This is a genomic window from Desulfocicer vacuolatum DSM 3385, assembly GCF_900176365.1.
GTDB classification, from domain to species: domain Bacteria; phylum Desulfobacterota; class Desulfobacteria; order Desulfobacterales; family Desulfobacteraceae; genus Desulfocicer; species Desulfocicer vacuolatum.
Genome location: NZ_FWXY01000016.1, coordinates 23,924 through 47,065, shown reverse-complemented (window position 1 = coordinate 47,065; position 23,142 = coordinate 23,924). Strand labels below are relative to the sequence as shown.

The 23,142-nt window shown below is 46.3% G+C and carries 16 protein-coding genes and 2 tRNA genes; 7 read left to right on the top strand and 11 right to left on the bottom strand.

The window, feature by feature from the left end:
- Window positions 1-441 precede the first annotated feature (441 nt).
- Complete coding sequence (locus B9A32_RS14245; protein WP_084070120.1) at window positions 442-1,923, top strand: sigma-54 interaction domain-containing protein; 1,482 nt, start codon at window positions 442-444, stop codon at window positions 1,921-1,923.
- A gap of 83 nt (window positions 1,924-2,006) precedes the next feature.
- Here the strand turns inward: B9A32_RS14245 and B9A32_RS14240 are convergent, their stop codons facing one another.
- The gene (locus B9A32_RS14240; protein WP_084070119.1) at window positions 2,007-2,741 is read right to left on the bottom strand and encodes a FadR/GntR family transcriptional regulator; all 735 of its coding nucleotides are present in this window, start codon (window positions 2,739-2,741) and stop codon (window positions 2,007-2,009) included.
- Window positions 2,742-3,515: 774 nt separating this feature from the next.
- On the opposite strand from B9A32_RS14240, the gene pgi reads away from it, so the two are divergent.
- Both pgi and B9A32_RS14230 read left to right on the top strand, forming a co-directional pair.
- Window positions 3,516-5,201, top strand: a complete 1,686-nt coding sequence (gene pgi, locus B9A32_RS14235) for a glucose-6-phosphate isomerase (RefSeq protein WP_212637952.1) — start codon at window positions 3,516-3,518, stop codon at window positions 5,199-5,201.
- A gap of 138 nt (window positions 5,202-5,339) precedes the next feature.
- Window positions 5,340-5,927 (top strand): response regulator, encoded by a 588-nt coding sequence (locus B9A32_RS14230; RefSeq protein ID WP_084070118.1) that lies wholly within the window; start codon window positions 5,340-5,342, stop codon window positions 5,925-5,927.
- A gap of 269 nt (window positions 5,928-6,196) precedes the next feature.
- Here B9A32_RS14230 and B9A32_RS21405 read toward each other — a convergent pair whose 3' ends face one another.
- Window positions 6,197-6,361 (bottom strand): hypothetical protein, encoded by a 165-nt coding sequence (locus tag B9A32_RS21405; RefSeq protein WP_170923843.1) that lies wholly within the window; start codon window positions 6,359-6,361, stop codon window positions 6,197-6,199.
- 251 nt (window positions 6,362-6,612) lie between these two features.
- Here B9A32_RS21405 and B9A32_RS14225 point away from each other — a divergent pair, with 251 nt between their 5' ends.
- Together B9A32_RS14225 and pta are read left to right on the top strand one after the other, a co-directional pair.
- Window positions 6,613-8,304, top strand: a complete 1,692-nt coding sequence (locus B9A32_RS14225; RefSeq protein ID WP_084070117.1) for a DUF6909 family protein — start codon at window positions 6,613-6,615, stop codon at window positions 8,302-8,304.
- A gap of 288 nt (window positions 8,305-8,592) precedes the next feature.
- Entirely contained in the window at window positions 8,593-10,701 is a 2,109-nt protein-coding gene (pta, locus tag B9A32_RS14220) for a phosphate acetyltransferase (protein ID WP_084070116.1), read from the top strand.
- 345 nt (window positions 10,702-11,046) lie between these two features.
- Here the strand turns inward: pta and B9A32_RS14215 are convergent, their stop codons facing one another.
- From B9A32_RS14215 to B9A32_RS14205, 3 genes are all read right to left on the bottom strand, one after another.
- Window positions 11,047-11,391 (bottom strand): hypothetical protein, encoded by a 345-nt coding sequence (locus B9A32_RS14215; protein ID WP_084070115.1) that lies wholly within the window; start codon window positions 11,389-11,391, stop codon window positions 11,047-11,049.
- 400 nt (window positions 11,392-11,791) lie between these two features.
- A tRNA-Ala gene (locus tag B9A32_RS14210) sits at window positions 11,792-11,867 on the bottom strand.
- A 110-nt stretch (window positions 11,868-11,977) separates the two neighbouring features.
- A tRNA-Ala gene (locus B9A32_RS14205) sits at window positions 11,978-12,053 on the bottom strand.
- A gap of 474 nt (window positions 12,054-12,527) precedes the next feature.
- Here B9A32_RS14205 and B9A32_RS14200 point away from each other — a divergent pair.
- Entirely contained in the window at window positions 12,528-14,417 is a 1,890-nt protein-coding gene (locus B9A32_RS14200) for a peptidylprolyl isomerase (protein WP_084070114.1), read from the top strand.
- 317 nt (window positions 14,418-14,734) lie between these two features.
- On the opposite strand, the gene B9A32_RS21400 is transcribed toward B9A32_RS14200, so the two are convergent.
- Window positions 14,735-14,971 carry a hypothetical protein gene (locus B9A32_RS21400; RefSeq protein ID WP_170923842.1) on the bottom strand — a complete coding sequence of 79 codons (237 nt, stop codon included), beginning with the start codon at window positions 14,969-14,971 and terminating at the stop codon, window positions 14,735-14,737.
- On the opposite strand from B9A32_RS21400, the gene B9A32_RS14195 reads away from it, so the two are divergent.
- Window positions 14,970-17,750 (top strand): M16 family metallopeptidase, encoded by a 2,781-nt coding sequence (locus tag B9A32_RS14195; protein WP_170923841.1) that lies wholly within the window; start codon window positions 14,970-14,972, stop codon window positions 17,748-17,750. The two genes, B9A32_RS21400 and B9A32_RS14195, sit on opposite strands and share 2 nt — an antisense overlap.
- 8 nt (window positions 17,751-17,758) lie before the next feature.
- Here B9A32_RS14195 and B9A32_RS14190 read toward each other — a convergent pair whose 3' ends face one another.
- The 5 genes from B9A32_RS14190 to B9A32_RS14170 all read right to left on the bottom strand — a co-directional run bounded on the left by B9A32_RS14190 (window position 17,759) and on the right by B9A32_RS14170 (window position 23,123).
- On the bottom strand, window positions 17,759-18,241 hold the full coding sequence (locus B9A32_RS14190) for an asparaginase domain-containing protein (RefSeq protein ID WP_084070112.1): 483 nt from the start codon (window positions 18,239-18,241) through the stop codon (window positions 17,759-17,761).
- A 12-nt stretch (window positions 18,242-18,253) separates the two neighbouring features.
- The gene (locus B9A32_RS14185) at window positions 18,254-18,745 is read right to left on the bottom strand and encodes a regulatory protein RecX (protein WP_170923840.1); all 492 of its coding nucleotides are present in this window, start codon (window positions 18,743-18,745) and stop codon (window positions 18,254-18,256) included.
- Complete coding sequence (locus B9A32_RS14180; protein ID WP_084070110.1) at window positions 18,729-19,529, bottom strand: acyl-[acyl-carrier-protein] thioesterase; 801 nt, start codon at window positions 19,527-19,529, stop codon at window positions 18,729-18,731. Before B9A32_RS14180 ends, B9A32_RS14185 begins: the two co-directional genes overlap by 17 nt.
- Window positions 19,516-19,836, bottom strand: coding sequence for a YqfO family protein (locus tag B9A32_RS14175; RefSeq protein ID WP_084070109.1), 321 nt, complete (start codon window positions 19,834-19,836; stop codon window positions 19,516-19,518). Before B9A32_RS14175 ends, B9A32_RS14180 begins: the two co-directional genes overlap by 14 nt.
- A 125-nt stretch (window positions 19,837-19,961) precedes the next feature.
- Window positions 19,962-23,123: an AsmA-like C-terminal domain-containing protein gene (locus B9A32_RS14170; RefSeq protein ID WP_170923839.1), complete on the bottom strand. Its 3,162-nt coding sequence runs from the start codon at window positions 23,121-23,123 to the stop codon at window positions 19,962-19,964.
- Between the last annotated feature and the right edge of the window lie 19 nt (window positions 23,124-23,142).

Sequence of the window (23,142 nt, the reverse complement as noted above, 5' to 3'; positions counted from 1 at the left end):
AGCCCGTTACCGGAACAGACGGGCTGTTTTACCAATACATCACGGATGTGTAAAAGCAAAAAATATGCCAATATTGTGTTTTTGGGGGATGTCCATGGCAAAGCCCGGGGCATCATGTGGGGGTTAACCCCATGGAATGTAGGTGAGATTGTCGGGATTGAATTTTTGCGGGATCAAGGAGTGGGGTTCATTCGGTTGGTAAATGGGAGGGAGGCTTCTCTGTAAAATTAAATAAATTTGATTTCCATGCCAGTGATCCGGTGGTGGCGCGGCGCTTATGAAAACAGGGGGGATGGCTCAAGGGTGTTGAATTTTAAGAAAATAATTTATAATATCAGGGGGATCAGGGGGCTTTCTGTAAGGCGGTTTTGACTTGACAATCAATGAACGGCTGTAATAGGTATATAAAAAAATTTTTATTTGCCTGACATAGGAGTCTCAATGACCTTGGATATTCATTTGTTGCAAAAAAAGTTGGGTATCACAGATAACGCCAACGCATTTTTGATTTTAAGGGACCTGCATGAAGGGGTTATCATTGCAGATGTCCATGGAGAAGTTTTGTATTACAACCGAGCCATGGCAAAGATTGATGATCTTGATATGGATTATGCCCCGGGGAAAAAAATTACTGATATTTATCAGCTCAATGAAAAAAATTCCACCACCATGGCTTGTATCCGAACGGGTAAAGCCGTCAGGAACAAGGTGATTATGTATCGCACCCGTCTGGGTAAAATGTCAAATGTCATCAGCAATGTATTTCCCCTATTTAATAGTGATGGAAAGGTGGTGGGGGCAATTAGTTTTACAAAGGATTACCAGATGCTGGAAACCATTATCTCCTCCGATCAACCTAAAAAATCGTGCCAGGGGAAAGGAAATGGTACCCGCTACACCTTTTCCGATATGGTGGGAGAGAACGGGGGGCTTTTCCATGCGGTAAAAACGGCAAAAATGGCATCAGAGTCTCCCTCTCCCATAATGCTTTCAGGGGAGACCGGCACCGGCAAGGAGTTGTTTGCCCAGTCCATACATAACCATCGAAGGCGTTCCGGGCATAAATTTATCCCCATTAACTGTGCTGCCATTCCGGAAAATCTTTTGGAAGGTATCCTTTTTGGCACCTCCCGGGGGGCGTTCACCGGTGCCATTGAAAAATCGGGTTTGTTTGAACAGGCCAATGGAGGTACCATATTTTTAGATGAACTCGATTCCATGCCCATCACCCTTCAGGCCAAACTTTTAAGGGTGGTTCAGGAGAAAAAAGTGCGTAGGTTGGGCTCTCTGGAGGAGATTCATCTTGATATTAAAATCATCAGTGCCGTGGGTAGGGATCCCCGGGAGATCATTGAGTCCGGTTCCCTTCGCCAGGATCTGTTCTATCGAATGGGCGTGGTATTTATAATGATTCCACCATTGAGGGACCGGCGGAACGATATGGAGTTGTTGGTGAGTCATTTTGTTCGTAAATTTAATGGGTCCCTGGGAGAGCGGGTTACCGGACTTTCCCGTCGGGTGAGTTCCCTTTTCTTAAATTACCATTGGCCGGGCAATGTCCGGGAACTTGAACATGTCATTGAAGGGGCCATGAATATGGTGAATGGGGAAACCCTGATACGCTTAGGGCACCTGCCCGTTCATGTGCTCAACTCCCTGGATGATTCCGGTGGCAAAGGCATGGCTGCGCCCGGCGTGGATTCTTTGATCCCTCTGTGTTACGGAGAGGTGGGGGGGCAGGAAAGTTCCCCGAGCCTTTCTGATATTCAAAACGCCAATGAACACAATTCCCTGTGTAATGCCTTGCAAAGAAGCGGCGGCAATGCAGCAGGGGCCGCAAGGATGCTTGGCATCTCTCCCCAATCCCTTCATTATAAATTAAAAAAATTTAAAATTAATCGTAAGGATTTCATTGTAAATTGACGGTTGCATGGGATGTTTTATCCATGGGCATCCGCCTGTCTCCTTCTTTATTTAGGTGAAAAATGTGGCGTGAGCGGGGGAAATTAAATTTTTTTTATGGGGGTGGTGCCTGGAAATTCATTGTGTAGATTGGCTTTGACAATGTTTAAATGATCCAGCATCTCTTTTCTGGCCTTTGCGCCATCGCCTGCTGCAATGGCTTCAATGACATTTTTTGCCGTAATGATGGCTGTGTGGGCATTGGGGGGCATGGATATGCTCAGAGAATCATCCATGAGGCCCACATGCTCATGGGCTTTGTCCACAAGAATCTTGAGAAGCTCGATGATGGCTTTGTTGTGGGTGGCATCTGCCACTGCCATGTGAAAATTGAAATCAGTCCTATAGTAGAAATTTGTGTTTTTGTTGTTAAAATCCATTTGCTCTCCAATGTGTCTCAATTGGGCAATGGCTTCTTTGTCCCCCTCCTGTGACGCCATGGCCGCGGCTTCACACTCAAGAATTTCCCTGGCTTTCATTAATTCTGCCAGCGAAACCACTTCAAAAGCTTTTTCCAGCTTGGATGGGTGTGCCTTTGTGTCAAGGGCGGTTTCTGAAATATAGGTTCCTTTGCCTCTGATCACATGAAGGTAACCCATGACATTGAGAATTTTTATGGCTTCCCGCACCGATCCCAGACCCACCTTGAACATTTTTGCAAGGGCGCGTTGGGAGGGCAGGGCATCGCCGGGGGTGAGGTGTCCCGCTTGAATCTGCTTGATGATCTCTTTTACCAAAAGTTCCGGTGCGGAATTGATGTGCACTGCATCAAATTTCATTATTTCCCTCTAAATTACTGTGATGTTAATGCCTGCTGTCATGTTTTGTGATGCAGCAACGGTCCAAATATTGTTTTATCATAATCTTTCTTTGAATTTATCCCAAGCTTACCCGCATGTGCTTCTTCCGATCAAATTTTCATAAATGAACCAATGGGTGGGGCATTGTCAATGAAAAACATATCTTTTTTTATATCGTAGCCGGGGTCGGCAGTGGCTGTTTGGATGAAAAATTCTGGGAACCACTGTTTTTTCAAGCTTTGTGTGGGTGGGCCGAGGTTGGAATATGGTGCGCCCATGGCGGTTATAAAAAAAATAGGATCATGTCATTGGTGTGTTGTGCTTTTATCGATAAATGACGCTTTGGGTTTTCAAAAAGTACAATCGCCATTTTTTGAACCCATTGCCCGATTATTTTTATCCAGAGATAGTACTCCTAAAATAAATAGTTGCTGCATCTGCGGTTTCCAAACAAACGGTGTTCAGGGGTTGTGTGGTATTGTATTTTATGTTGTAAATTCAAGGGGTTTTATAAAAAACATATTATATTTTAATAAGTTGTTGAAATTATAAAGAATGTGTGGTTAAATGTAACAGTAAAAGAGAGGCGGTGCTTCTACCTTATGCTCAAAAAATAAGACGTTAATTGATGGTTGTTTCATATAAATTAATTTAACTAAACGGATGTTCTTGAAATCTGCAACGACAGGTTCTGGAAACAGAATGTTATGACTGTTTTCTTCCGTGAATTAAGTGTAATTAAAGTGAGGTATTGTGCTGAAGACCATATCTCCCATACAGACAGATGAATGGCAACGGCTGGAATCGCATTTTCTGGAGATGAAGGCGGTTCACATGAAAGATTTGTTTGCCCGGGATTTGCATCGATTCCATCGTTTTTCTATCCGGTTTAACGATATCCTGGTGGATTTTTCCAAAAATATTATCACTGAACAGACGTTGAGCTTGCTGATATCCCTTGCCCGTCGTCTGGATCTGTCCGGGGCCGTGGACAAAATGTTTTCCGGAGAGCTCATCAATGCAACGGAAAACAGGGCCGTACTTCACACCGCCCTTAGAAATAAAGGCAATTTTCCTGTTTTATTCCAGGGACAGGATGTGATGCCCGGAGTGAAGCGAGTTCTGGCAAAAATGAAGCAATTTTCCCGGGAAATTGATTTGGGTAAGCTGAGGGGATATACAGGGAAAGCTATTAATACCTTTGTAAATATCGGTATTGGCGGCTCTGATCTCGGGCCTCTCATGGTGACGGAATCCCTTAGGCCCTTTGCCAGAAAAGGGGTGTCTGTTTATTTTGTTTCCAATATTGATGGTACCCACCTGGCAGAAATATTGAAAAACATAAATCCTGAAACCACTTTGTTTCTGGTGGCATCCAAGACTTTCACCACCCAGGAGACCATGACCAATGCCCATTCTGCCCGGGAGTGGTTTTTGTCCCATGCCGGGGATAAGGCGCACATTGAAAAGCACTTTGTGGCCATATCCACCAATGCATCTGCCGTGGATGCCTTTGGTATTTCTCCGGCCAATCGGTTTGAATTCTGGGACTGGGTGGGTGGCCGCTATTCCCTGTGGTCCGCCATTGGTCTTTCCATTGTCTGCTATGTGGGATACGACCATTTCGATGCACTTCTCCGGGGAGGATATGAAATGGATGAGCATTTTCGCACCACTCCCCTGGAGAAAAACATTCCTGTGGTGCTGGCTCTCATCGGTGTCTGGTATAATAATTTTTTTGGTGCCCACACCGAAGCCATTTTGCCCTATGATCAATATATGCATCGCTTTCCTGCTTATTTTCAGCAGGCCAACATGGAGAGCAATGGAAAAAGTATTGATCGCAGCGGCAAAAAAGTTGTTTATCATACAGGACCCATCATCTGGGGAGAGCCCGGTACCAATGGTCAGCATGCTTTTTATCAGTTGATTCACCAGGGGACCCGCATGGTGCCGGCAGATTTTCTGGCCCCGGCCCTGAGTCACAACCCCATGGGAGCGCACCATGAAATTTTGTTGTCCAATTTTTTTGCCCAGACCGAAGCACTGTTGTCCGGGCGGGATGAACAGGCGGTGATCCGGGAAATGAAAGATGCCGGCGGGAATTCTTTGAGCCTGGAAACTTTGGTTCCCCATCGTGTGTTCCAGGGAAATCGTCCCACCAACTCCATATTGTTCAAGCAGTTGACTCCCCGTATCCTTGGCAGTCTCATTGCCATGTATGAGCATAAGATTTTTACCCAGGGAGTCATATGGAATATTTTTTCCTTTGACCAGTGGGGGGTGGAGCTCGGTAAAGATTTGGCCCGAAAAATTCTTCCGGAGCTGGGAACCCCGGACGCAGTGACAAACCATGATTCATCCACCAATGGGCTGATCAATACCTTTAAGTCCATGGTGAGGGGGGAGACGTGGGGCGGTTTTTATAATCCAGAATAGAAAAATCCCGATAAATCGGGGAAAATTTTTGCTTTGTTGTGGACAGACAGAGCTTAATATGGGGTCTGTCCGTGGCAGTTATATAATGATGTAATATTTAATGTGTATGATTTTAACAGAAAAAAGAAAGGAATTGATATGAATACGGAAATCTTAACAATACCCCAAGCAGCAAAATTTTGCAGTGTAACCCGGATGACCATGTGGCGCTGGGTCAAGGCCGGTAAAATCAAAAGTTTCGTAACCCCGGGCGGACATCATCGCATTGCTAAAAGTGACCTGGAGGATGCCTTAAGAGGGCATGGGATTAAGTATATCAGCAGACAGCTGGACGCCTCTCCCAGAATTCTCATTGTTGATGATGAGCCCCTCATTGTCCAGGGGCTGCAAAAACTATTCACCCGGAAAAAGTGTGAGGTTGAGACTGCTTTGAATGGATTTGAAGCTGGCGTTAAATCCAAGGAGTTTAATCCGGATTTGATTATTCTTGATCTTGTCATGCCGAAAATGGATGGGTTTGAGGTGTGTCGTTTTCTGAAATCCAACGAATCCACATCACATATTAAGATTTTGATTCTCACAGGATACAGCACCAAGGAAAATCGTTCTGAAATCATGGAAGCAGGTGCTGACGCGTTTATTGAGAAACCGGCAGATAACAAGGAAATTATTCAGATAACTAAGGATCTTTTAAAAGATATGAACTGGGTAAGGCTTAATCTTTAAAGTTGTCTTTTGTGTTAAAAGGTGATCTTCGATTGCCTTCATCACAGCCCCGATGGCTGATCTGTCTGGAACATTGGAAATCAAAGGGTAAGAATTTCTCCGACGCTTTCGTTCTGGACAGGCTGGCCGTCAAGGGTTGCATAATACCATTTTTAATATTGGCTATGCCCGCAAAGATGTGTCCGTTCTTATAAGAAATTCTTTTCAAATAAGGTAAATATTTGCCAAATCAAGGGCGCATTTTGAGTTTTGTTGTGGACAGAGCTGGATTAAAATAACTGCCATGGTTTATGATCTGCACCATGCTCCGGCAACACCTTTTTGATGTTTTTATCCAAAGGCATAGAAAAAAGGATGTTCTCTCCTCTCAAAAAATATGTTTTTTCCTTACTGGCATTGCTCCCCGGCAATGGGTAAGCCTTCTTAAGTCCCATTCATTTGATTCTCACCAATGCCTGATACCATGGTCAATTTTGTTGGCGCGCGCATTTAAATTTGAGCGTTCTTTTAGGGCAATAGTGCGCTTTCGTGGGGTTTCTTTATTCACAGCGCGTTAAATTTAAAGACTTGGTTTTTGCCATATGATATGATACCGACAATTGGATTTACCATGGCTGGCTGTGCCGGGCGACCATAAATAAATAAAGAAACAGGCAGGCGCTCATTGGAGAGCAAAGGAGGGTGAATGGAACATTTAAAAGAATCCCAGCGGGCCCGGGTCGCCATCCGGGAGTTTAAAACCATTACAGACTCCCTTGCCATAAGGGGGTTTTATCGTCCTTCCGGTCGATTCGGCAAGGCCCTTGAGGGGTGTTTAAGGGATTTGAGTCCGGAAATATACGGCACCATGAACGATGCAAAGGTGGTGGAACTAAAAGGGCTTGAATATGTTATCGATCGCCTTCCCCAGGGTGTGGAAAAAAGTACCAAGATTATCCTCACCGATGAGGACGATTTTGAGGACACTCCCTTTAAACGAATTGAACCTCTTAAAAGAAGGCGGGTTTCCTATCGGATCAGTGAGCATGAATTTTGTTTCATTGTTTCCCGGGGAATCAGTGAAATCTACGATATCATTACCCATATGACCTTTCTCAACATCGAGGCCAAGAAGATTTATCTTAGAATGCACGATGATTATGGCAACATTCGCATTGAGTGGGGACGCCTTGAAAAGGTGGTGGATCACGTTGGGGAGTTGAGTATGGGTGAGTTGGATTCCGCCCTGTGGAATTTAAGTATTATTCTGGGGCGACCTTACAATGAAACCCGTGAGACCTATGAGTATCTGGAAAAAAATCGCATTGAATCTCAAAGTAACACAGGTCTTTTTTCCTTGATTTATCATTTGGGGCGGCGCATTGAAAATGAGAAGCTGGCCAGAGAAAATGCACTGGTCATTTACTTTGCTCCTTCTCTTATGAGCATTATCGGGCATCAAAAGTATGGTAAAATATGGGCCGCCAAGATTAAAAAACATCTGTCAGAGATGGGGTTGAAAAACCGGCCTTTGCACATTATCAGTGCCAATCTGCACAGTGTGCTCAATGTGTTGTATGGGTATGGCGCATTGGTCCGGAAAAATCCTGACCTGGATAATTCTGATATTTATCATTTTTTTAATTCCATTAAAAATGAAACCCATACCATCCAGGCATTTGCCGAAACAAATGGGCTTGTGCAATTGTCCGATGAATCGGGCTCTAATACCCATTGTCAGCTCATTGATACGGCCATGCTCGAGGATGTGCCCTGTCACCCCGGTTTAAATCTGGCGTTCTCCCAGCCCCTTGACCGCATGCCGGTGATTCTTGTCATGGATTATGCATTTGGCGCCCAGGCCTTTGAGTTGATGGAGCAATTGCTCAAGCCCGGACAAGACAGCTCCGGCACCTGGGCGTTGAACCTTGCCTCCATCTCCATCATGGGAAAAGCCGGTACCCTCACCGGTGAAAAAGGGGATATCATGCTGGCAACGGCCCATGTGCTGGAGGGGACGTCGGATAACTATCTTTTTTCCAATGATCTTACCTCCGAAGATTTTGATGCAGATATTTCCGTTCACAGGGGGACCATGGCCACGGTGCTGGGAACTTCCCTGCAAAATAAAGATGTGCTGGGGATGTTTCAATCCGACTGGAATGCCGTGGGGCTGGAGATGGAAGGGGGGCATTATCATAAAGCCATTAATGCATCGGTGATCAAAGGTAATATTTTGCCGGGGGTGTCTGTGCGGTATGCCTATTATGCTTCGGATAATCCCTTGATGACCGGCAATACTCTGGCTGCCGGTGCCATGGGTATGGAAGGGGTTCGACCCACTTACATGATTACCATGGTGATTTTGGAAAAAATCATGGGGCAGGCGGAGGTGTGAGTCTGTCAAAAAAAACACAACTTGATGAACCTGTGAAAAGTCGATCCGCAATATTTGTAATGCATTTGTATGGGATGGAGCCTTTTTGCCACCTATAAGTTTCACTTAATATTGAATATTCGGCTTGGGAATGTAAATGTTTGTACAGTGCTCCATATTTGCCTGTTTGGGACTGTGTGGCATACTATTGTTATGTGAGCAGGCCCAAAACAGGTGAAAATGGGGTGCTGACCGAATATTTACTTGCGTGTTGTCATTCTAACTTCTTAGGATAAATAAAGATATATCATGACCAATAATTTGTATATCAGTGCCACTGGGCCACGCAGCGGAAAAACCGTTGTTACTATGGGTGTTATGGAGCTGTTGTCCCGTAAAATTGATAAGGTGGGTTTTTTTCGGCCCATTGTTCAGAAAAAATATGGTGTTAATAAAGATCTACAGCTCATGGACGCCTGTTTTAATCTTGGTATTCCCTTGGATCAAATGTATGGGCTCACTGCGGAAGAAGCCACTGATCTTGCCTCCCACGGCAGGCAGGAAGAGGTGTTTGAGATTATTATTAACCGTTATAATGCCCTTAGAGCCCAGTGTGATTTTGTGGTGTGCGAGGGAACCGATTCCTTGACCGCTTCATCGGAATTTGATTTTGATATCAATGCTGAAATCAGTAAAAATCTTTCCGCCTCGGTGCTCATGGTGGCAGGGTCCCAGGGAAAAACCGTGGATGAAACCATTCAGGCTGTGGAAACAGCTTCTGCGGCTTTGGCAAAAAGAAAATGTCCCACCATTGGTGCCATTGTTACCCGAACCGATGGCGCTTCCGGGTGGGAGATCATGGATCGACTGTCAAAGCATAGTCTGGGTGAAAATCAACTGCTTTACACCATTCCTGAAGAGTCTTCACTGAATCGTCCAACCGTGAGTGAAATCGTGGCAGAACTGGGGGCTGAGGTGTTGTGGGGTGAAGATCAGCTCACCCGCCATGTGTACAATTTTACCATTGCCGCCATGCAGTTGAGGAATTTTTTGCCCAGAATTGAATATGGGGCATTAATCATCACCCCCGGGGATCGGGCAGATGTCATTGTGGCCTGTCTTGCGGCGGTATCCTCACGGTCCCAGAAAAGCATTGCAGGGATAATACTCACCGGCGGACTGAAGCCCACAGGACCTGTGCAGGAGTTGATTGAAGGGTTCCCGGGTATTTGTCCCATTTTAAGTGTTAAGGAAAACACCTTTCCCACAGCCACCCGCATCAATAATCTCCATGCAGGCATTTTCCCCGAGGATAAGCGAAAAATCACCCGGATTCTGGCCACCTTTGAAAAGCATGTGGATACGGAAAAGCTGGCGGAAAAGGTTATTAAGACTCGTACCACCATAAAAACCCCCCAGATGTTTGAGTTGGAGCTGATTCAAAAAGCCAAGGCTCATAAACAGCATGTTGTTCTCCCGGAAGGTGAGGAGGAAAGAGTATTAAGGGCTGCTGAAATTTTAATGCGGCGGGAAGTGGTGAACATTACCTTGTTGGGCAACAGGGATAAAATTGAAACAAAGATCAATAATCTGGGGCTTCGAATGCCATCGGTGAATATTATTAATCCCCCGGATTCTGAATTTTTTGATGAGTATATTCAAAGCTATTATGCCCTGCGGGAACATAAAGGAATTACTCCGGAGTACGCCCATGATATGATGACCAGTGTCAACGAGTATGCCACCATGATGGTGTTTGCCGGTCATGCCGACGGTATGGTGTCCGGGGCGGCCCACAGCACGGCAGCAACCATTCGCCCGGCCCTTCAGATTTTGAGTACCCGCCCGGAATGTTCCATTGTCTCCAGTGTTTTTTTTATGTGCCTGGAGGACCGGGTGCTGGTGTATGGCGATTGCGCCATCAATCCAGACCCCAATGCTGAGGAGTTGGCTGAGATTGCCATTACCTCGGCCCAGACTGCCAAAACCTTTGGCATTGAACCGGTGGTGGCCATGCTTTCTTATTCCACTGGTTTTTCGGGAAAGGGGGCCGATGTGGATAAGGTCAGAAGGGCTGCAGAGCTTGCCCGTGAAAGGGCAGACAATGTCATGCCGGGCCTGAAACTTGAAGGGCCCATCCAGTACGATGCGGCCGTGGACTCCTTTGTGGCCAAGGCCAAATTGCCCCAGAGTGATGTGGCCGGTGCTGCCACGGTATTTGTTTTTCCTGATCTTAACACGGGAAACAACACCTACAAGGCTGTCCAGAGATCATCGGGTGCTGTGGCTGTGGGGCCCCTTCTCCAGGGATTGAAGTATCCTGTGAATGATCTGAGTCGGGGATGCACTGTTACGGACATTGTTAACACCGTGGCCATTACAGCCATTCAGGCCCAGTGTGAGAAAGGGCTTTTGTGATAAACGAGTAAGAATGGTGTGCCCCACATGTCCCGGCGGACACAATGAATATAGAAAATGACATTATGCTGCCCCCCCCGAGGGGCAATTGTCCCGGCCGGAGCTGTAGACAGCTCAATTGGCCGATTCCCATTGCCCCTCGGGGGGCTGTGCCCCCTTAGGTAAATTTGGAAGTTGCTTTTTTATATAGTCGCCACGGGCGGACCGTATTCTGAACTCGGCCCACTCGCAGCAAAGATAAATAATTGCCACACCATTGTGAAGGTTTTTTTATGAAAAGGCTTTTCTCCTCATGGGCTGTCTTGTGGGGGAAATATATAGGGATATTTTTGTGAGCAGCAGGATTTAGTGATTCAATAATTCTGAATAATCATTCCCGCCACAATAGGTATCTGCGTAATCCCTGAAAGCAACACGATATCCCCATTTAAATCCTTTGATATATGATGGGGATCTGTGGGTTTTGTCTGCTTTTAAGTGGGTTTTGATTTGCATCCTCATGAAATTGGATGGTTGACGGTTATAATCAGTGCATCTGTGGTTCAGTGCGTCTTGTTTTGCCAGTTTCGCACCGGCGTGTCTGCCGGAATAATAGGCCCCGTCTGAGTTTTGCAGGTCCATGCTTTGGCAAGACAATGTAAGGAACAACAGAGAAAAAATAATGAAAATTCTGGTTTTTAAAGCAGTCATGATTTGTCCCTCCTTTGTAAGAGTTCAGGGGATAATCATAAGCTGGGTCACTGTATGTGATGTGAAATTTTATTGGCCACAATGTGCTGTAATTAAAAATATTGTTTTTCAGCATTAAAAAATTATCACAAATGACCCTAATTATGAACAAGCCCAAAATTTAGTTCAATGGTTGATGCACGGGTTACTTTGATCCTGTTTGTTTGCATCTACTATCTAAAAATAGGTCTGAACAACTGTAAGTCAAAGGAAGGTGTCTGTATTTTATCGTGGAGGGGGTGTGTGCGGCAATGAAAAAAACGTTGTTTTTAGGGGGTAAAACAAAAAACCTCTTTATTTGTTAAGACTGCCCACAACGGCGCCTGAAAAATAAAAAGGTAAATATATTTATCCAAAATTGTGGTGGAGCTGAGGGGGATCGAACCCCTGACCTCATGACTGCCAGTCATGCGCTCTCCCATCTGAGCTACAGCCCCACAAGATATAAATTCAAAATACAATAATTTCAGTTAAATTGTATCTGTGATGGATAATGTTAGCAAGCACACAAATAAAATTCAAATAAGCACACCTGTTTATTGTATTGTGGTGGAGCTGAGGGGGATCGAACCCCTGACCTCATGACTGCCAGTCATGCGCTCTCCCATCTGAGCTACAGCCCCACAAGAAAAACAAGACCTTAATAGTTGAAATCCCTTCGTCTGTCAACATAAATTTTGAAACTTTGTAAAAAGCCTGTCTTTCACGCGGCATGTTCTGACAATGCCATGGGAATTCGGCATCCTTTATTTCTGCTTTACACTTTCCAGAACCATGTGTCCATTTTTGGGGGGATTTTTCAAAAAAGAGTAAATTATTTTTGGGATCATATGAGAGATTCCCGAAATTGGAGATGTTCCATGGTACTTATATAACCCTTGACACATGGCTGAAGATCGCGTTAAAAAAGCAGATTTGTTAATTGCTTTCTTTGTTTAAATAAAACATGCGGCGAGTCACTGAATTTTCAAAATTTTGTTGTGGATGAATTTTGCCCGGTTTTCTCTATTTATTAATAAATAATATTTGGAAGTCAACCGTGACGGGTTTATCTGCAATTGCTATATTAATTATTATGAATGGCATAAGGAGAGTATATGCTCAGGCTGATGCGTGAAAACACCGGGTCCTGGATTATTAAGGTTATTCTTGGCCTGATTGTCCTTGTTTTTGTATTTCTGGGAATGGGTTCCATGGGATCAAAAACGGGTGGTCAGGTGGCGCTGGTGAATGATGTGCCCATCTCAATGGATGCATTTAGACGATCCCATCAAAATGTTATTGAACAGATGCGCCAGCGTTTTGGGGATAACCTCAACGATGACTTGCTCAAACTTCTCCAGGTTGAAAAAATGGCCATGGATCGACTCATCGAGGATATGTTGATTTCCCAGGAGGCTGATGCCCTTGAATTGACAGTCTCCGATGCAGAGCTCCAGGCATCCCTGGTGTCCATCCCGGCATTTCAAAAGGATGGCAAATTTGACATTGAAACCTATCGAAGGGTGTTATCTCTGAACCGACTCAGTCCTGAGGCCTTTGAACCCAGTCACAGGGAAACACTTCGCCAGAACCGGGTGAGGGAGTTGGTGCTGAAAAATATCAAAGTGACAGACCCTGAAGCCCGGGCATGGTACCGTGACAATGAAACCAAGGTAAGTCTTAATTATCTATTTTCAGACCCCGATACATTTCAGGAACTGACCCCCACAGCAGATCAAATTCAAGCTTATTATGAGAAAAATAAAGCAATATATCAGTCCAAGCCAAGGGTTACGGTGCAGTATTTAAGCTTCAGCGTCGATGATTTTAAAGGGAAGGCAGCCATTTCAAAGGATCAAGTGGAAGCCTATTATCTTGCCAATAAGGATGAATTTTTTTCGCCTGCAAAGGTGGACGCCAGCCATATTCTTTTCCGGGTGGCGGAGGATGCCGATGACGCTGCTGTGGATGCTGCAAAAAAACAGGCCCGGGAAGTGTATGACAAGGCCGTTGCCGGTGAAGATTTTGCTCAGCTTGCCAAAACATACTCCCAGGACATGAGCAAAGACAACGGGGGGTACCTGGGAAGCTTTGAAAAAGATGACATGGTAAAACCCTTTGGTGATAAAGCGTTTTCCATGGCTGTCAATGAAATCAGTGAGCCTGTGAAAACCATGTTTGGGTGGCACATCATTAAAGTCAATGGACGCACAGAAGCCAGCACCCGTTCCATGGAAGATGCCACCCCGGATATTGAAAAAAAACTTGAAAATGTAGACCTTAAGAGCCTTGCTTACACTGCGGCATCCACTGCCTTTGATGCCGTCATTGACGGGGATGATCTGGAGCAGGCAGGCCTTATTGCCGGTGCCACCGTGCTGGAAAAAGGCCCCTTTGATGCCACAGGGCCAAAGGAAATGGGGGAAAATGCCCCGGCCTTTGCCAGTGTAGCTCTGTCATTGCCCGTGGGGGAAATAAGTGATGTAAAAGAGGTGGAAGATACTTTTTACATTATCAAGCCCATTGACAGAGATGAACCGGAAGATCTGCCCCTGGAAACCGTTAAAGACAAGGTGGTCATGGCAGTTAAAAAGGAACTTCAGGATAAAAAAGCCAAAGAGGCGGCCCAGGCGTGGCTCGATGATGCAGGACCGGGTAAAGATCTTAAAACATTGGCAGATTTGAAATCACTTCCCCTGAAGTCAACAGCTTTTTTTGGTAAAAAAGAGACCATTCCGGAATTGGGGCAGAGTCCTGACATTGTTGAAGCTGCTTTTCAGCTTAAAGATAACACCGTTTATCCCGGGGTACTCAAGGGACATGATGGATACTACCTCATTGCCATGAAAGAACAACAGGTACCGGAGGAAGCCAACGTCCAGGAAAACCTTGATGACGTAAAAAAGAGTTTGCTCTCAATGAAACAAAACGCGGCCTATGCAGACTGGATTACGGCATTGAAAGAAAAAAGTACCATAGAAATTGAACCGGGGTTTCTGGAATAATTCAGATTCTGTTTAAAATATGGATGACTTGGTTGCAATCCCACGGGATTTGCCTTGGGTCTTTGAATTTTTAAACAGGCTCTCAAAAACATCCATATATCCGTATGTGAAATTCCTGATTTTTGGAGAATAGATAAATCTGGCCGGAGCATTGTGCTTCGGCCATCTTTTTTTAATGTGGCTTTAAAAAAACAATCTGCCCATTTGCCATGCATAAAATTGATGATTATTGTGGATAAAATAATCGGGATTGGTTTTGCTTTTCCGGTATCTATCATTTGACCTGAAAGTTGTTTGCTATTTTTTGAAAGCGGTTTTTAAAAACGGGAATATTGCTCTGAAAACGGTAAAAACAAAATGACAGATGCTGTTTGTTTTTCTAAAAACTTTAAAATCACATCTGCCCGTGAAGGATAATGTGTATCCACTGGAGGCGTTGTCATGATTAATAGAAAATGGTTTGCACTTCTGATGACTTTAACTTTGCCCTTGATAATGGCGGCTTGTTCTACTGTAATCGATGATGGAGATTTTGCCCAGGATAAGGTGTCCATGGGATCCTTTTCCCCTGGAAAAAAAAGTATTTCCCCTGCAATTACCACGGGAACGCTTCTCCCGGATCCTGCACTGGTTCAAGGCCGACTTGAAAATGGTCTGCGCTATGTGCTGATGGCCAATACCACACCCAAAAATCGTATCAGCATGCATCTTGATGTCCAGGTGGGTTCCATGAATGAAGCAGATGGGCAGCAGGGATCAGCCCATTATCTGGAGCATATGCTTTTTAACGGTTTAACCCATTATAAACCCGGTGAGCTGGTGGAGTACTTTCAATCCATTGGGATGATGTTCGGTCCCGATGCCAATGCCCACACCGGTTTTTATGAAACGGTGTATGATATTTTCCTGCCTGTCAATGACAGTAAAAGCATGGATAAAGCCCTGGGGGTTTTGAAGGATTATGCCCAGGGGGCATTGTTGCTGCCGGAGGAGGTGGAGCGGGAACGGGGGGTGATACTGGCTGAAAAAAGAGAACGTGATTCAGCGTCCTATCGCACATTCAAAGCCTCCATGGCCTTTGAAATGCCCGGATCAATGATTTCCCGGCGATTTCCCATTGGCACGGATGAGGTGCTTGAAAAAATGGATCATGCCCTGTTAAAATCGTTTTATGATACCTGGTATCGACCGGAAAATATGGTGCTGGTCATGGTGGGGGATTTTGATCTTGAGCTGGCAAAAGAGCGAATTGTAAAGAATTTCAGCGATATGGTGCCCCGGGCACCTGTGCACTTGCTACCCCCGGATGAGTGGACCCCCCATGCCGGTCTTAAAACATTTTACCATTTTGAACCCGAAGCCGGTAACACAGAGGTTTCCATTTTAACGGTTAAAAAAGTTGATTTTAAACCTGATACCCTTCAGGCCTACCAGCAGCGAACCGTTGAAGAGCTGGGAAACATGATGCTCCAGAATCGTCTTTCCCGGGCCGTGAGCCAGCAAAAAGCGCCTTTTTCCGATGCCGGTGCCTATTCCGGCACCTATTTCCATAATGCCCATTTCACGGTGGTGGCATCGGAGTCAGATCCGGAGCAGTGGCAGGCTTCTCTGGCTTTTCTGGAAAAGAGCCTTCGCCGGGCACTGGTTTCCGGGTTTACCCCAGAGGAGTTTCGCCGGGTAAAAGCTGAGGTGATTCAGTCCCTGGAAAGCGCGGTGAACCGTGCTGAATCCCGTGAAAGTACAAGGCTTTCAAGAAAAATTGTGCGGGAAATTAATCGTCAACGGGTGTTTCAATCCCCTGAAAATGAGTTGAAAATTCTCAAGCCCTTTATTGAACGCCTCACCCTTGGGGATATCAATAAAGCCTTTTACTCCCTGTGGGATGAAGATCATTTATTGATAAAAGTCACCGGTAATGCAGAGATATCCGGGGAGGATCTCTCTCCTGGGGCTGTGATTGCAGCCGCTTATAAAAAAAGTGCAGCCCGGCCGGTAAAACCCTGGGTCAATGACCATCTCCAGACCTTTCCCTATCTTGAAAAACCTGTGACGCCGGGGAAGGTAACAGCTACAACGGTTCTGGAAGATTCGGGCATTGTTCAAATTGATTTTGAAAACAAGGTGCGCTTGAATCTACGCCAGAGTGATTTTAAAAAAGGGGAGTTTGTTTTTAAAGTGGACTTTGGGCCTGGAAAGCAGTCCCAACCGGCTTCTTTGCCCGGACTTGCCATGATTGCTGAGAGTGTGGTCAATGAAAGCGGAATGGGGGCCCTGGACATGGACGCCCTGGAAGCGGCCCTGGCCGGTCGGGATGTGAGTCTGGAGTTCGGCATGGATCACACCAGCTTCTTTTTTTCCGGCAAGGCCGATGCAAAGGAGGTGGAACTTGTATTGCAGTTGCTCCAGGCAAGTTTTGTGGACCCGGGATTCAGAAAGACATCCTTTGATCTTGCCCGGGAACGGTATGGCCAGATGTACAAAGAACTCACCATGTCACCCCAGGGAATGATGGCCCTGGAGGGTGATGTGTTTTTTGCCGGAGGGGATAACCGTTTTGGAATGCCTGGCATGGAAGCGGTGAATGCCCTTACTCTGGAGGGGATAAAGGGGTGGTTAATGCCTTTTTTCAACCGGGCACCCCTGGAGATTTCCATTGCCGGGGATATCGTGCCGGAACAGGTTAAGGCTCTTGCCGCCGTGTATCTGGGGTCTTTACCCATGCGGGACCTGACTTTCCATGGCACCCCGTCCAGGCAGCCTGTCTTCCCCATGGGACAGGCCAGGGTGATCGAAGTGGATTCCAGGATTAATAAGGGATTGGTTCACCTTGCCTTTAAATCAGATGATTTCTGGGATATTCACCAGACCCGGCGGTTGAATGTGCTGGCCCAGATTTTTTCCGAACGGTTGAGAAAACAGATTCGGGAAACCCTGGGGGTAACCTATTCTCCCCATGCCATGAATGAACCTTCCCAGGCATACAAGGGGTATGGGGTGCTCCATGCCACAGTGGCCACGGCCCCTGAAATGGCAGATCAAGTGATGCTGGAGATGGAAAAAATAGCAGATAATCTGGCCCACGAGGGGGTCACTGCAAAGGAGCTGGCCCTGGTGTTGCCCCCTGTGTTGACCCATATCCGGGACATGCAGAAAAAAAATCGATACTGGCTTAAATCGGTGATGTCCGGCTCATGGCATCATCCGGAACAACTCCAGTGGCCCCGGGAGATTTATTCTGATTACCATGCTGTTACCCCGGAAGAGCTCTCCGCACTGGCTGCCAAATTTCTGGGCAGGGACAACCGTGCCCGGTTGAAAATCCTGGCACATTGAAATTTGCTCTATTTGTCCTGGAATTGCTTGTCTTCACGATTTTTGGAAACCTTTTCAGGATCAAAAATCCTGCCGCTCATGGCAATGTACACCCCGGGCGGCAGGGTCTGAACCGCTGCAATGGCCGACCCGAGATTAAAGGCGGCATCACTGGATTTAAACTTGGCAGGCTCCATGGCACCGGTGAGAACAATGGTTTTGTTTTTGATGGGCTTCAGTGAGATAGCCGTTTCCACCATGGTGTCTGTGCCATGGGTGATGACAATAAATTGTGCCGGGTCATTGGATATGGCCTCCAAAATGCTCTTTCGGTCCGTGGGGGTCATATCCAGGGAGTCTTTTTTAAGAAGGGATGTGATCTCATACTCAAAATTCACCCGGGCATCTTTAAGGATGGTTTCAATGGCAGGGGAACCCACATGATATTGGCTCAGTGCATCAAAGTAGACCTTGTCAATGGTGCCGCCAATGGCAAAGAAATTAATTTTCATCTTTAAATATCCTTATGGCTGCTCCTCCGGGTCTGGCATCACCTTGTTCCAGGTGGTCAGACAGATGCCATAGCCAAATCCCCGGTATTGTAAATAGTTGAACAGCTTTTTTTTAAATTTATCAGGGGGCAGTCTTTGCCAGGACCTGAGCCGGGGTTGCACCGCATGCCAGGCTGACACTTCCTCGTCAATATCTTCAAGACTTTTGTCAATAATGCTGTCCTTGATTCCCTTTTGCCGCAATTCACATCCCAGGGCAAATTTGGATCTGGGTTTGTGGCGCTCCCGGCTTTCCACAAACATCCGGGCAAAGGCGGCATCGTCAACCAGGTTTGTTTCCATGAGTCTTTGAATTGTGTCATCAATCACCCGGCCCGGAATATCTTTTTTTGTTAAATGACGTCGTATCTCCTGCTCACTGCGGGGGCGGGGTGCCAGAAATCTAATACAGATATTATAGGCCCGGGCAGTTGAGATGTCACTGGTTTTATTTCGTTTTATCATCCTTTTGATGCCTCCATGTGACATGGAGGGTGGCCAGTATTCCCCTGTCTGTCTTTTTTTCAATGGTGTGTACGGTGATTGGCAAAAGATCTGCCTGGAAGGTGATCTGGGTGCGTGATACAATGATATCACCATAAAAAGCCTGTTTTTGAAAAATCACATCAACGGTTCCCGGTCGGTATTTTTCCAGAAATTCCCGGGGAAGGGTTTCAACGGCCCACTCCACATAGATGGCATTGTTAACATGGTCATTGAGATCAAGATCATGCATTCTCACCTTGAAAAAAAGTTCAAAATCCACACGCTCAAAGGGTTGCAGGGGCTGGGGAAATGGATCCCGGCTCAAGGGGCTGGCCAGCATCCCCCGGGGAAGATGTTTATCCAGACGCAAGGGACGCTGGTTTTTTCTATTCACCATGACCCAGGCCGTTGTGGCGGTGATAAAGGGATTTTTTTTACCCGTTGTTTTCATGAGAATCTCCCGAACCTCATAAAGATTTTTCCAGGCACGGCGGTGGGTGGACATGGTCACTGTTTCCAGCCATCCGGGATGGGAGTGAATCTCAATGTGATACCGGTATATCACCCAGGCCGCATTTTGCCGGGCCAGATCAAATCCGGAAACACCCAGATGAGAGGCATGTTCCGAAGCTGTGTCCTGGAGAAAATTCATAATACTGACCATTTTGATCAGTCCCCGGGTATCCAGGGTGGAGTAGCCCATGGTCAACCGGGTTTCAAAGGGGGCCGTGTAGTCCCGGGCGTGATGGTCACAGATTTTCAAGCGTTACCCCCTGAATGGCATGGTAGGCAGGGGTTTCATAGGGGTGAACCCGGACAAGTTCCTGGAGAACGGTTTTGAGTATATGATCCTCACACACCATTTCCACCCTGGCTTCTTCACACTGTTCAATGATATTTTCTTCCCCTTTAAAGGGCTGGCTTCCCGCCAGGGGACGAAACTGCCCCTGGCCCATGGTGTGCCAGGCACAGGCATCGTAGTGACCGATTTTTCCGGCACCTTTTTTAAACAGGGCATTTTTCACCGTTTCAAGATGGTCCGGGGGGACATAGAATGAAATTAAATACATGTTTTTTCCTTTTTGGCCTTGCTTTCTGCCATGAATTTGTGGGTGCGGGCCAGGCCCGCTGCCTGTCACATCATGGATGGATAACTGGATGAATCTATTTTTTTTATGACACTCTGTTTAAATTTTCAAGGAAGTTCTTTCATCAGGGTCAGGGGGGTGGTGAGGATGTCTTTCAGGGTATTGAAAATGCCCTTTGTCACTTCCACCGGGGAAAGGGCAATGACATCAGGATCATGAATGCTGCCCTTTGCAGTGATGGGAATGGAGATGAGATCCCCCTGGAACATGGTGTTGATGATGGGCAGTTTCTGGATAAGGGTGTCAACGGACTTCAGGGGGGAGACAAAACAGAGAAGATCCATGGTTTTTTTCAGCGGATCAATCCATCCTGTGATGAGCAATGTCATGTCCACACCGTTGATGACGCCTTTTTTGATGAAAATTCGACTCTCTTTGACTTTTCCTTTAAAAATCATGGTGTCATAGGCAAATCCCTGCTGGGAGAGGTCTGGCAGTTTTGCTTTTAAAAGCGTTGAAACATTTATGAGGGATACTATTCTGGATAAAAAGGTCATTTGAAAAATTCTGCCATTGTGTGCATAAAGTTCAAAGGGACCCTGGAACCCAGAAATAAAACCGGGGCCCGGGGGGACGTTCTCCCGGGACATGGCAAACAGTTTTGTTTTTAAATTGTAGCTGCCTTGAATGGGGGTGCCCTTTTCCATGAGACACCCAAAGATGGTGGCAAAATCCAGGTTCCGGGCATTTGACTCCAGAGTCAAGTTAATCGTATTTGCCTTTTTTTGTATCTTCCCTGTGATGGGCAGGCCACACCACTTTGATGCCTGGATAGCCACATCCGTACCCGTGGGTCGGGGGAAAATTTCCAATAAAAGCGGTGAAATAAGGAAACGGTTCCACGCAAGGGTGCCCACATTGACAAGCATGGGTCGGGGGATCATTTTCATATGGTCAATTAGTGCATTATTGTTCCCTTTGGTGTTCATTTGTCCAGTCTTGTTGACGGTAACCGTTTTTGTGTTTTGGGGTGCTGTAACAGCCCAGAGGGTATCCAACTCCAGCCGGTCCATGGACAGGGTGACCCCCGCTTGGGGGTTGGCGGCAAGGACACAGTCTCCCTTGATTCCCGGGATGGTTAATACAGCTGCGGTGTCGCTGTTTTTTTTAAAAACATGTTTCAGGGTTTTTATGTTTAATCTCCCCTTAAATGTCAGTGGACTTCCGGGGGAATAAGACACCGTGGCCCTGGAAAGGTTTGGATCTTTTATTTCCAATTCTTCCAGGATGATGTTTTTATTGCTGACTTTCCCTGTCATTGCCATGGAAATTTCTCCGGGAAGGTGGGCCTGACCTTGAAATGAGACGGCTTGACGGTTTTTTTCCAGGGTTGTGCGGGTGAAGGTTATGGGGGGGTGTATATCCTGGATTAATTGTGCCAGGGATACGGACAATTGGTTTTGGGGGCTGTTTTTCATCACCCATGCTGTGTCATGGAGGGTGCCGGTGATGTTTTTCAGTGAGAATCCTTGGGGGGAAAGGTCAAAGGAGAAGGATATGTCTGAGATGCCTTTTTTTTCCGGGGTGTCATAAAGTGAGCCCCGGTTAAGGCCACCTTTTATTGCATATGTCCAATGGGCCGGGGAAAACATGATCCCTTTCAGGTCCACTTGGTCCAGGGTAAGGGTTCCCTGCAGGGATGAAAATGGTATCACCGGGGAAGGCATGGCATGGAATTGCGTTAACCAGGCAAGTGTCTCCTGTGTGGGAAAGACACCCCGGGCCGAGGCGATGTGAAAAAGGTGGGGGGATCTGGGGGATATCTCCCCTGAAACATGGGAAATTTGCCAGGGGCCCATGGTGCCCTCAATACCTTTTATGGTTATTTTCTCTTTTTGAAAGGAAAACGTATCTGCCCGGAGGTGAAAGCTGTTGCCGGGAAAACGCTGGTAGGTTCCGGTCACATCAATATTTTTACAATGGACAGCCACATTGAGGTGTTCATCGGTCCGGGTAAGTTCCAGGGTGCCGGTTGCTTTTCCGGCGATGTTTTCGGTGAGTTCAAGTTCCCGGGAAAGACGGGTACCCGGCAACAGGGATTTCAATACTCCGGGCAATTTTGCAAGATCGGCTTTAAGGGAAAACTTCCCCTGGAATGGATGTTTTTTATTCAACAGGTCCACCTGTAGGGAACCCCGGTTCAGCCGGGCCTCTTCCACTGTTCCCTGGGAAATTTCCGGCAATAACATTCCGTTTTTCACCTGTACCGTTGCCATGACATCCGTTGCAATGAGTTGGGTGGAAGGGATGGCAATGGTGCCTCCCTTGAGCCTGGCATCAATGCGCATTTTCTTGGGGTCAAACAGGAATTGATCATTTTTGTTGTTAAAAGTAACATTGACTTGTGGAACGGTTCCCCCCCTTACAATGTTGAACAAAGTGGTGGCAATGGCGCTTTTTTTTAAAAAAATGGATGACATGGCCCGCAAAGGGGGAATATGGACATGTTCACCGGTAAAGCTCAGCTGTGAGGTGTGTGCCACATTGTCCCGGAGAAAACGTATTTCCAGGTTCATGGCAGGATTGTTAAATTCAGCGGGCCCAAGGACCAGGGATAATATGTGTGGGGTTATTTTTGCTTCACCTTCCAGGGAACGGGCATAAATGGGGTGTTTCGGGTGGGCGCTTGCCGGGATTTTAAGATGCGATCCCTTGAAATTAAAGGAAAATTGTTCCAAAGAAGTATAGGAAAAGTGTATGGCAAGGCGTTTGATGCTGCTGTTTTTAATAATTGCCGGGCGGGGAAGAGGACTTCTATTGTATTCCGAGGATACCAGGGTGGTCTGTTCCAGGAGAATCTCACCGGTGAGGGGCATGGGATTCCTGGAAAAAAGCGTACCGATGTCAGGGAATAAAAAAGCAGTTTTAATGCCAATACCAAGGGATTTTTTGTGATAAAGATTAATCCCGTCAAGTCTGAAACCGGGCCGGGGAAAAAAGACCATGGCAATGTGATCCACATGGATATTTTCTGACAATGATTGTCCCATGAGGGAAAAGGCTTTGGCTTTGATATAATCATTGTTGATCAGTTTGGGAAGCAAAAAGGGAAGGCTGCACAGAAAAATGATAAGGCAAAGAAAAATGGTTAGTATGGTTCGTCCCGGGCGCAGTGACGTTGCAACGGTTTGTGCAGACGGATGTGAATCAGATGTGCCCATGGACGCGTTACCCTGCAACCCAATGATCAATTGATCAATTTTTTTCATTGGCATCTGTCCGGAAATG

Bases quoted from the DNA above. Each gene is read 5' to 3' on its own strand.
- B9A32_RS14200 (WP_084070114.1), top strand. From the start codon at position 12,528: ATGCTCAGGCTGATGCGTGAAAACACCGGGTCCTGGATTATTAAGGTT.
- B9A32_RS14185 (WP_170923840.1), bottom strand. From the start codon at position 18,745: ATGATAAAACGAAATAAAACCAGTGACATCTCAACTGCCCGGGCCTAT.
- B9A32_RS21400 (WP_170923842.1), bottom strand. From the start codon at position 14,971: ATGGACACCTTATCCTGGGCAAAATCTCCATCATCGATTACAGTAGAA.
- B9A32_RS14225 (WP_084070117.1), top strand. From the start codon at position 6,613: ATGGAACATTTAAAAGAATCCCAGCGGGCCCGGGTCGCCATCCGGGAG.
- B9A32_RS21405 (WP_170923843.1), bottom strand. From the start codon at position 6,361: ATGGGACTTAAGAAGGCTTACCCATTGCCGGGGAGCAATGCCAGTAAG.
- B9A32_RS14170 (WP_170923839.1), bottom strand. From the start codon at position 23,123: ATGAAAAAAATTGATCAATTGATCATTGGGTTGCAGGGTAACGCGTCC.
- B9A32_RS14215 (WP_084070115.1), bottom strand. From the start codon at position 11,391: ATGACTGCTTTAAAAACCAGAATTTTCATTATTTTTTCTCTGTTGTTC.
- B9A32_RS14175 (WP_084070109.1), bottom strand. From the start codon at position 19,836: ATGTATTTAATTTCATTCTATGTCCCCCCGGACCATCTTGAAACGGTG.
- B9A32_RS14195 (WP_170923841.1), top strand. From the start codon at position 14,970: ATGGGATCCTTTTCCCCTGGAAAAAAAAGTATTTCCCCTGCAATTACC.
- B9A32_RS14190 (WP_084070112.1), bottom strand. From the start codon at position 18,241: ATGAAAATTAATTTCTTTGCCATTGGCGGCACCATTGACAAGGTCTAC.
- B9A32_RS14240 (WP_084070119.1), bottom strand. From the start codon at position 2,741: ATGAAATTTGATGCAGTGCACATCAATTCCGCACCGGAACTTTTGGTA.
- B9A32_RS14230 (WP_084070118.1), top strand. From the start codon at position 5,340: ATGAATACGGAAATCTTAACAATACCCCAAGCAGCAAAATTTTGCAGT.
- pta (WP_084070116.1), top strand. From the start codon at position 8,593: ATGACCAATAATTTGTATATCAGTGCCACTGGGCCACGCAGCGGAAAA.
- B9A32_RS14245 (WP_084070120.1), top strand. From the start codon at position 442: ATGACCTTGGATATTCATTTGTTGCAAAAAAAGTTGGGTATCACAGAT.